At 38.6% G+C, this 10407-nt stretch carries 8 protein-coding genes; 3 read left to right on the plus strand and 5 right to left on the minus strand.

Going from position 1 to position 10407, the window contains the following annotated elements; translation table 11 throughout:
- Positions 1-659: 659 nt before the first annotated feature.
- The 5 genes from purD to dusB form a co-directional block, all read right to left on the minus strand.
- Positions 660-1955: a phosphoribosylamine--glycine ligase gene (purD, locus tag HRT50_RS15515; RefSeq protein ID WP_291616102.1), complete on the minus strand. Its 1296-nt coding sequence runs from the start codon at positions 1953-1955 to the stop codon at positions 660-662.
- A 38-nt stretch (positions 1956-1993) separates the two neighbouring features.
- Complete coding sequence (locus tag HRT50_RS15520; RefSeq protein WP_291616104.1) at positions 1994-2845, minus strand: methyltransferase; 852 nt, start codon at positions 2843-2845, stop codon at positions 1994-1996.
- A gap of 303 nt (positions 2846-3148) precedes the next feature.
- Positions 3149-4750 (minus strand): bifunctional phosphoribosylaminoimidazolecarboxamide formyltransferase/IMP cyclohydrolase, encoded by a 1602-nt coding sequence (gene purH / locus HRT50_RS15525; RefSeq protein WP_291616107.1) that lies wholly within the window; start codon positions 4748-4750, stop codon positions 3149-3151.
- Between the two features lie 412 nt (positions 4751-5162).
- Positions 5163-5450: a DNA-binding transcriptional regulator Fis gene (gene fis, locus HRT50_RS15530; RefSeq protein ID WP_011041412.1), complete on the minus strand. Its 288-nt coding sequence runs from the start codon at positions 5448-5450 to the stop codon at positions 5163-5165.
- 47 nt (positions 5451-5497) lie between these two features.
- Positions 5498-6535, minus strand: coding sequence for a tRNA dihydrouridine synthase DusB (gene dusB, locus HRT50_RS15535; RefSeq protein WP_291616114.1), 1038 nt, complete (start codon positions 6533-6535; stop codon positions 5498-5500).
- 315 nt (positions 6536-6850) lie between these two features.
- On the opposite strand from dusB, the gene HRT50_RS15540 reads away from it, so the two are divergent.
- The 3 genes from HRT50_RS15540 to HRT50_RS15550 all read left to right on the plus strand — a co-directional run.
- On the plus strand, positions 6851-8173 hold the full coding sequence (locus tag HRT50_RS15540) for a pepsin-like aspartic protease (protein WP_291616116.1): 1323 nt from the start codon (positions 6851-6853) through the stop codon (positions 8171-8173).
- Positions 8174-8391: 218 nt separating this feature from the next.
- Positions 8392-8670, plus strand: coding sequence for a hypothetical protein (locus HRT50_RS15545; RefSeq protein ID WP_291616118.1), 279 nt, complete (start codon positions 8392-8394; stop codon positions 8668-8670).
- Positions 8671-8709: 39 nt separating this feature from the next.
- The coding region (locus HRT50_RS15550) for a GGDEF domain-containing protein (RefSeq protein ID WP_291616120.1) at positions 8710-10407 on the plus strand (1698 nt) is incomplete at its 3' end.

Raw genomic sequence — 10407 nt, forward strand, 5'->3', positions numbered from 1 at the left:
GTAAAACAACATTAATGTGAGTGCTCACACAAATTGCATGATAACTAATTGTTAAAGAAAACGTCCCGTATGGAACGAAGATAAGAGTCGCATTCGCTCTTCATCTGAACAAATTAAGTAGAACTCAATTTGCTTCACTTCGTTGCTGTTGCTCCGAAGCAGGTGGCGTATAATACGCTGCCTAGTTTTAATGTCAATGTTTATTTAAAATGAATTTAAAAATCTACGTTAAGTCAACTAATTCACCTTAAAAGTAATTAGATAACTTATCAAAACAGTCCTTTGATGATTCAATTTGCGTGAACCCCTTGGAACTGGGGCGCATTATAGAGAGAGTTCATTTTTGATCAAGGCTTATTTTCACTTTCATGATTGATCGGACGCTTAATGTACATATAGCTTTCTTATCGCTCTATAAAGCACGATCACATAGGATCCTTAGTCATTAAATTGCACAACCCATATTTTTTTATAAGGTTGTTAACCTACTACTTAATACTAATAAAGGTACAGATATGGCTCGGTAATAAGCTTACTTTCTTCTCAAAAACAAAAAAACCGACACTAAGGCCGGTTTTTTATAGTTAACTAGATGATCATAGGTTAATTAATAGCGATATCACCGAGGTGATCTTTCTATTTCCTAACCCAAATGATACTTAGCCGTTTTCTTGTTCACGTGTAATAGCGCGATAAGCGATATCAGTTCTAAACTCTACACCCTTCCAGCTAATTTGATGCAATAGTTCATAGGCAGTTTGTTGAGCTTCAGTTACCGTATTACCTAATGCAGTTGCACAAAGCACACGACCGCCGTTTGTAACAACCTCACCTTGCTCGTTTAACTTAGTACCTGCATGGAATGTTTTGGCTGATACATTGTTGTTAGTCTCTAAACCGGAAATAACATCACCTTTAGGATAACTGGCTGGATAATTTTGTGCAGCAAGTACAACACCTACAGCTGCGCGACTATCAAAGTCGATAGTTGCTTTATCTAACTCACCACGTGTAGCGGCTAAACATAACTCAACTAAGTCTGATTGTAAGCGCATCATGATAGGTTGCGTTTCAGGATCACCAAAACGACAGTTATATTCAATAACGTTTGGCGTACCATCGCTTGCGATCATTAGCCCAGCATATAAGAAACCACTGTAAGGTGCATCTTCGTTAGCCATACCTTCAACCGTCGGCATAATAACTTCGGCCATAATACGATCATGAATTTCAGGAGTAACTACTGCTGCTGGAGAATATGCTCCCATGCCGCCAGTGTTTGGACCTAAGTCACCATTTAAGGCACGTTTATGATCTTGGCTTGTTGCCATTGGTAAAACGTTCTTACCATCAACCATTACGATGAAACTTGCTTCTTCACCTTCAAGAAACTCTTCAATCACTACGCGATGACCAGCATCACCAAAAGCATTACCCGCTAACATATCTGTAATAGCGTCTTCTGCTTCTTTAAGTGTAAGGGCAACGATAACGCCTTTTCCTGCTGCTAAGCCATCGGCTTTAACAACAATTGGTGCGCCCTGCTGACGAACATAAGCAAGTGCTGGTTCAACTTCAGTGAATTTTTCATAGCTGCCCGAAGGGATGTTATTACGTGCTAGAAAATCTTTAGTAAATGACTTTGAGCCTTCAAGCTGTGCTGCTTTAGCACTTGGACCAAAAATAGCTAAGCCTTGGGCTTGGAAAGCATCAACAACACCATCAACAAGAGGCTGTTCAGGACCAACAATAGTTAAGGCAACGTCTTCACTTTGAGCAAAAGCAACTAAGGCAGCATTGTCACTAATATCGATAGCAACATTTTCTAATTTTGCTTCGGTTGCTGTACCAGCATTACCTGGGGCAACAAACACTTTAGTAACCTGACTTGATTGCGCCGCTTTCCATGCTAGAGCATGTTCACGACCACCGCCGCCTATAACTAAGATTTTCATATGTTCTTCCTATATATTCTTAAACGCTAAACCAACACTTATTTGGCTGGTTTAACAAATTTTAATGTCATGCGATCGCTTTCGCCAATCGCTAAATATTTGGCTCTGTCTTTATCTTTCAATGCTAAGCTAGGCGGTAATGTCCATACTTTATATTGTGCTAAATCTTTTGTATTAGCGTTAATATCGCTCGAAGCTTCAAATCTAAAACCAGCGGCTTTAGCTTGTTTAATAGTATTACTTTCAGAAACATATCCTACAGCAATTTTAGCATCACCACCTGCTGGTAATCTATGTTCAACTACACCTAAAACACCACCTGGCTTAAGTGCATTAAAAGCATCTTTAAATACTTGCTCAACACCCGCGTCTTTCCAGTTATGAAGATTTCTGAAAGTAAGCACTAAATCAGCTGTACCTTGTGGCGCTAATTCACTTTCTTGACGTGGAGTGAAGTCGGTTAAAACCACCTCACTAAAAACTACATCTGAAGCAAGTTTTTTCACTAATTTTTTACGTGAATTACTATAGTAATCATCTGCACCGGTATCAGGGTAATGAGCACCATATAGTTTACCCGTACCTTTTAAGGCTGGTGCTAGTATTTCTGTATACCAACCGCCACCTGGGGTAATTTCGACTACAGTCATGCTAGGGGTAAAACCAAAAAAGTTTAACGTTTCAATAGGATGACGATATTGATCACGCGCTTTGTTTTTAGCAGTACGATGATCGCCTGCAACAGCGTTTGCAAGTGCTTTTGCTGAAGCGCTATTGGCATTAGTTTCATGAGCATGAGTGTCATGGGCCGTAGCTGATAAGCTTAATGCGCCACAGCTTAATGCCACTGCAATAGCGATTGATTTAAGTGCGTTTGTTTTAATTGTCATAACTATTTTCCTTGTAAGTATTATTAGTATTTGAATCGATATAATACATATAGCGATTAAGGTATTAATTAACGGCAATATTTATAACAGATTTGAAACAAACAAGCAGCGTTGATTTTATTCCATACTTATTTTCATTGTAAGTAAATAAATCAACACTGCTCTTCTTCTATACTTCTATCTCTCCTTAAGAAAGGTTCTTTAGGCTGTTAGCTTCAATTTATAGGAGAAAGCACGGAGCTGACGTTAGTCAGTGAGTACCTTCGACAACTAAATTGTGCCTAACAGCGACAAGAATCAATCTTAATGACGGAAATGACGCATACCTGTGAACACCATGGCGATATTATGTTCGTCTGCTGCTGCAATAACTTCGTTATCACGCATAGAGCCGCCTGGCTGAATTACGGCAGTAATACCTGCTTCAGCGGCAGCATCTAAACCATCACGGAATGGGAAGAACGCATCTGATGCCATTACAGAGCCTTTAACTTCTAGGTTTTCATCAGCAGCTTTAATACCAGCAACTTTCGCTGAGTATACGCGGCTCATTTGGCCTGCGCCGACACCGATAGTTGCACTATTTTTAACGTAAACAATGGCGTTAGATTTAACAAATTTTGCTACTTTCCAACAGAATTGTAAATCACGTAACTCGTCTTCTGTAGGATGACGTTTAGTCACTACTTTTAAGTCGTCAGCTGTTACGCTACCGTGGTCAGTATCTTGTACTAATAAACCACCATTAACGCGTTTAAAATCAAAACCAGTAGTTTTACTATCCCACTGACCACATTCTAATAAACGTAGGTTAGGTTTAGCAGCAACAATTTGTGCCGCTGCAGCAGAAATGCTTGGTGCGATAATTACTTCAACGAATTGACGCGAAACAATGGCTTCAGCAGTATCTGCATCTAATTCGCGGTTAAACGCGATGATGCCACCAAATGCTGAAGTAGGGTCAGTTTTATATGCGCCTTCATAAGCCGCTAAAATATTATCGCCAATAGCAACACCACAAGGGTTCGCATGTTTAACGATTACACAAGCTGGTTCATCAAATTCTTTAACACACTCTAGCGCGGCATCAGTATCGGCAATGTTGTTATAAGATAATGCTTTGCCCTGTAATTGAGTCGCGGTAGAAACTGACGCTTCTTCTGGATTAGCTTCTTTGTAAAAAGCGGCTTGTTGATGAGAGTTTTCACCATAGCGTAAATCTTGAGTTTTAATAAATTGGCTATTAAAAGTACGTGGGAATTTAACTTTATTGTCAAAAGAGGCTTCTGACTCAGTTTCGCCATACGCTGGTAACATTTTACCAAAGTAGTTAGCGATCATACCGTCATAACTAGCGGTGTGCTCGTAAGCAGCAATAGCTAAGTCAAAACGTGTTTTATAAGTTAACGAATCGTTGTTGTTATCTAATTCAGTTAATACACGATCGTAATCATGTGCGTTAACAACAATAGTTACGTCTTTATGGTTTTTAGCGGCAGCACGAACCATAGTTGGTCCACCGATATCAATATTTTCGATAGCATTTTCTAAAGAACAGTTTTCATCACTTACTGCATTAGCAAATGGGTACAAGTTAACCACAACCATATCAATTGCACTGATATTGTTTTCTACCATTACCGCTTCATCAATACCACGACGCGCTAAGATGCCGCCATGTACTTTAGGGTGTAATGTTTTAACACGACCATCCATAATTTCTGGGTGACCGGTGTAGTCAGACACTTCAGTTACTTTGATGCCGTTTTCAGCTAATAATTTTGCTGTTCCGCCAGTAGAAAGAAGATCAACACCTTTCTCACTTAAGCGACGAGCAAATTCAACGATACCTGATTTATCTGAAACACTTAATAGTGCGCGTTTAATTGGACGTGGAGTATCCATCTGTTTATTTACCTTTTAGTTGTAACTTACTGCTAACTTAGTGCCGACATGCCGCTAACTTGCGAGGTTACATGGTTATTTAAAATGATTTAGCGTGCTTAATACCAATCCGAATAAGGAGAGTACTCGCTTAGCGAGAAATTAAAGGCTTATTAGGCAAGATATTGATTGCGGCTAATGGTTAATCCCTTAGCAAAATCAATAACGCAGTATATAAGCCTTTAAAACTCGCCCTTTGGAATGCATGGGACAACTTGATAACTTCACATAATGAATTAAATATAGAATAACTATACCTATATTCATTTTGCTTGTTCTAATGTCGCCCATGTCATTCTAAGTGATTACTCCTTTATTCGGAGTGGTATAAATACAAAAAGCACCCGAGGGTGCTTTTCATTAAAATTCGATATTAGTTCATACCGTATTTTTTAAGTTTCTTACGTAACGTACCGCGGTTGATGCCGAGTAAGTTAGCAGCGCGTGTTTGGTTACCGCGAGTGTACATCATAACTTCTTCTAACATTGGCGCTTCAATTTCGCTCAATACAAGGTCATACATATCATCAACATCGTTACCATTTAATTGTGATAAGTAGTTACTAATTGCGATTTTAGCTTGGCTACGTAATGGAGACGTTTTAGTTTGTGTTTGAATATCGCCAGTGATAAATGGAGAAGAAACATTTTGTTCGAACATATGATATAACTCTTTCTTTTGTTAATAAAATAAAAATAAAAATAAAACTACGACAACTTGTACTGCTCCCTAGAAGGAGCAGTAACAAAATCATCAAAAAATTTGCCTAACGTCGCCAATTGTTCATCGGTAGACGCTAAAGCATTAAAAATAGCTCTAAACGCTTTGCCTTGGTCAGTATTAAACGCTGCGCTGAAACCATCGGAGGTATCAACCAGATTATGTATATACCAAGAGACGTGTTTTCTGGCGATCATCACACCTTTGAAATCGCCGTAAAACTGATGTAACTCCATAACGTGAGCCAATACTATTGAACGCACTTCGTCCAATGCAGGTGCTAACATTTTATTGCCCGTTGCCAAGAAGTGATTAATTTCTCGAAAAATCCACGGACGACCCTGTGCACCACGGCCAATCATTATGGCATCGGCACCCGTATGGTTTAAAACCAGTAGCGCCTTTTCAGGTGAAGTAATATCACCATTTGCCACTACCGGAATTGAAATAGCCGCTTTTATTGCTTTAATGGTGTCGTATTCCGCATTGCCTTTATAAAAGTCATTACGGGTACGGCCATGCACTGCAAGTGAAACAATACCGCTGTTTTCTGCAATTTTAGCTATTTCAATACCATTACGAGACTCTTCACACCATCCTGTGCGAATTTTTAGCGTAACCGGAATATCTACCGCTTTTACCACAGCCTGAACAATACGCTCAACCTGTGCTGGATCTCTTAACAAAGCAGAACCCGCTAATTTCTTATTTACCTTTTTTGCTGGGCAGCCCATATTGATATCAATAATTTGTGCACCGTTATCAGCATTTACCTTGGCGGCAAAAGCTAATTCATCAGGACAACTTCCGGCAATTTGTACACTGCGGATTCCTGCGCCATCACTATGCAACATTCTTAATTTAGACTTTTCGGTATGCCACACTTTCGGATTTGACGAAAGCATTTCAGAAACCGCTAAACCCGCACCCAATTGACAACATAATTGTCTAAAAGGTTGATCGGTTATTCCTGCCATAGGAGCAAGTATTACCTGCGAATTAAGTTGATATGTGCCTATTTTCATACTGCTGTTTTTTTGAGCTACCTTACAAAAGGGCGCTAAGTTTACACGTCTTTATTTCAATTGAAAAGCATAGAATTTAAACAATATTTGCTTTTTTTCACCTTTTTGATATTGACATTTATTAAAGCATTAATGTGAGCGCAAATTGTACACTTTACTAACAAAATTGTTGACAAATACCACAAAAAAAGACAATACCAAATACGGCGCAAACTTAGCTCGAATAACGCCTGCAAGTGTGGCAGAGTAAAATAACACCGCTTCGCTAAACTAAGTGCTAAGCCAATAATAATTATAAATATAATGCCAGAGACTATGACAACACTTTTAAGAATGCCAATTACCAATGTATTTGGACAAGGTGACTATAGCGTTACCTTGCACCTAGGCAGTGAAAAATCACCGGTAAATCTGTTACTCGATACCGGTAGCAGCACCCTAGTGGTAAAAAGCTCCGCCTACCAAGCAAACCTTGATCAAAAATTAACGGCTAGCAGTGCAGTTCAAGAAGTTAATTACGGTGTTGGTGGCTGGAATGGTCCGGTTATTTATACCAGTATCAATATTCATGAGCATTGCCATGAATCTGAACATCCACAAAACATAGCGAAAAGCCCAAGCATGAATTTAACTGATGCTCCCGTTGCAGTGGTGCACTCAGCACAGCAGGGTAAAACCTTTGGTGATGCCGATGGCATTTTAGGTTTAGCTTATCACCACCTAAATAAAAGCTTTGATTTTAGCGACTACTTTATTGAGCATAATATTACTCCTGCGCTAAGTTACCCTTGGCCTTTTAGTGATGAAATAAGTGAAGACCTAGCCAGCTTTAAAAAATTGATGTGGAAATACCCTGAACACGATGTAACGACCTACTTTACCTTATTAGAAGAACAGCAACTGAGCGCTAATAAATTTGCCTTCTATAGCAAACGCTCTGCCATTCATATCAATAAAGTCAACTCAAGCAAAGCAAATAAAACACCCGCTGATGAATTAGCCAAAGATCCACTAAACAAAGGGTTGCTTATTCTGGGTGGCGGAGAAGAACAAAGCGATTTATACCAAGGTGAGTTTCAAAGCATCAAGGTCAGCCACGATATTTATTACAATGTCGACTTAAAGTCTGTGCAGGTTGGCACAAACGTGCCAATCACTGCGCCACCGCTTGAACAAAAGCACCTGAAAGGTTATTTCACTAACGCCATTATTGATACTGGCGCAGGAGCAATTGTGCTTACGGCTGAAATTTACCAACAAGTAATTACCGACCTCATTGCTTATAGCGCTAGCTTTACCGAGTGTTTAGCGCCTTTTAAAGAAATGAGCGGGCAGTTAACGGGTATAGATGTAGGAGAGTTAACACTGTCTGAGTGGCCAACAATTTATTTCAACTTTGTTAGCCAGCCAGCAACAACTACAAAAGCTGAGAAAATAGTGCAACTTAGCTGCACGCCTGAAACTTACTGGCAAATTAACACGCCAAATTACGGTAAGGCCTGCTTTCGCTTACTAAGCCAATTACCGCAATGGCCCAATCAAAGCATTATTGGTTTACCGCTGTTAAATAATTATTACGTAGTGTTTGATCGTTCAGTTGATAACACTGGCGTAATTAAGTTTGCTCAACAGCAATAGAAAATGGATTACTAATATTTATGCCTTTGCCGTTAAAGTAATTGCGTTTGTTGCCGATTAAACATTGTTAGTAAAAACAAGATGATAATATCAAGGTTAGCCATTGCCCTCTTCCCCTTAAACCTGTTAATTTACCAGCTAAGGAAAGGTTGAAAATAGTTAACTTTGTTAACCCGCATCTTAAACGCGTTTCAAAATAATAAAATGGAGTGAGTAGTATGAGTAAGGTAATAAACATATTAGCGGCTATGGCTAGTAACCCAAGCTTAGTAAGTAATAAAGAAATAACGGCACTATTAGCAAACGCCGATATTTCAAGTGAGCAAAAACAAGCAATTTTAGCGCAGGATAGTGAACGCCTAGCCGGTACTATTGCTGACTTCGCTATATCTATGTGTGGAATTGTTTCATCTGCTGAAGATGATGAGCAGGATAGCCAAGATGAAAACAAAGATAAAACCACTGAAAAGGCTTTAGCCTACGCAATTAATAGCTAATAAAGTTAAAAATTAGCCAGCTAAAGGAATAGTGCTGCTGTGAGTTCAAATTTTATTGAAAGTAAAAAACATAAGCGACTTCACATTATAGGAGTACTATTTTTATGGCTAATCACTTATTGCAATTTAGCTAGTGGCCAACAAGAAAACTTACCCTACTCTGTCCATTCAGAGCAAATAGTCCTAACTAATCAGGATGATATTTCGGCAACACTTATGCTTGCTGATGAGATAAGACGTTTTCAACCATTAAAATTCCAGCAATTAATGCAAAATCTGGCGATAAAAAGCGACCTCACTATAGAACAACAACACCGATTTAATTTTTTAAAAGGTTATGGCTATACCTACAATGGTCAGTTTGATAGCGCAGAAGAACAATTTAAAAGCATCCTAGCATCCAATGCTGACAAGTTAATTAAGTTTCGTGCTAGTTACACTTTAGTCCACGTTTATGCCGCCAAAAAAATGTGGCTTGAGGGATTGGCACGTATTGCCACAAATATCAAAACAGCTGCATCAATAGATAATAGTGTTCGTTATTACGAGCATTTAACAACCACAATTCTTTTTTATAAAAAAATGAAGCAATATGACCTCTCTTTACATTATATAAAGGTACTCTTGGCACATACATTACCTCCAAAAATAGATTGTGTGGCAAAACAATTAGCAATTGAAACAAAGTTTCACTTAAATAAACTAAGTAGCAATGATCCTGATATAACTATTGCAATCAATAGCTGTGAAAAAACGAATGATAATATGGTTTCCAGTATTATTCGCATATATCAAGCAAGAGCTTACTTAGCTGAAAAAAATGTAAGTCGGGCAATAGATAGTTTACTACCCTTTCTAGGAGCGGCAAAAAACACTTATTACCCCGAATTAATTACTGGAATAAATAATGTTTTGGCGCAAGCTTATTGGCAAGCTAATGATATTAGCAACAGTAAACTGTATGCAGAAAAAGCGCTGTTATCCAATAACAATAACAGTAATGTTAATCAAGCCGCTAAAGCATACAAACTACTCTACCAAATAGCTAAAACAGAAAATAACTCCAGCTCTGCGCTGCGTTTTCACGAAAAGTATACCGAGTTAGATAGACTGTATTCAGATGACATCAAGACAAAACACTTAGCTTTCCAGTTAGCTAAAAATAAGAACCTGGTGCAACAAAATAAAATTGATTTATTAAATGAGAAAAACAATGTACTTGCTGCTGAACAAGCTTTGGTTGCCACAAAAGTCACCAATAGACATTTAGTCTTGGTGTTATTAACTTTTATTATTGTATCGCTAACTCTGTTTGGCCTACGTCTATGGCGTACTCATAAACGTGTAAGAGAATTAGCCGAATATGATGCATTAACAGGTATTTTTAATCGTGGTCACTTTACTCAAGTAACCAATAGCGCGTTAAAGTATTGTCAAAGTGCCGAGCAAGATTTATGCGTGATAATGTTCGACTTAGACCACTTTAAAAAGATTAACGATTGTTATGGTCATGCATGCGGTGACTGGGCATTAAAAGAAGTCACCAATGCGTGTAAAAAACTTGGCAGGAAAAATGACATTTTTGCCCGTATAGGTGGTGAAGAGTTTTGCATCGTCTTACCTAGCTGTAATATAAATACCGCTATGTTACGCGCTGAAGATTGCCGCGCTGCTATTGAGGCCATTATAACCGAAGCATCTGGTTGTGATTTTACCATCACCGCCAGTTTTGGTGTT

Origin of the sequence: Colwellia sp. (assembly GCF_013215345.1) — a bacterium.
In the GTDB taxonomy this organism is placed as follows: domain Bacteria; phylum Pseudomonadota; class Gammaproteobacteria; order Enterobacterales; family Alteromonadaceae; genus Colwellia.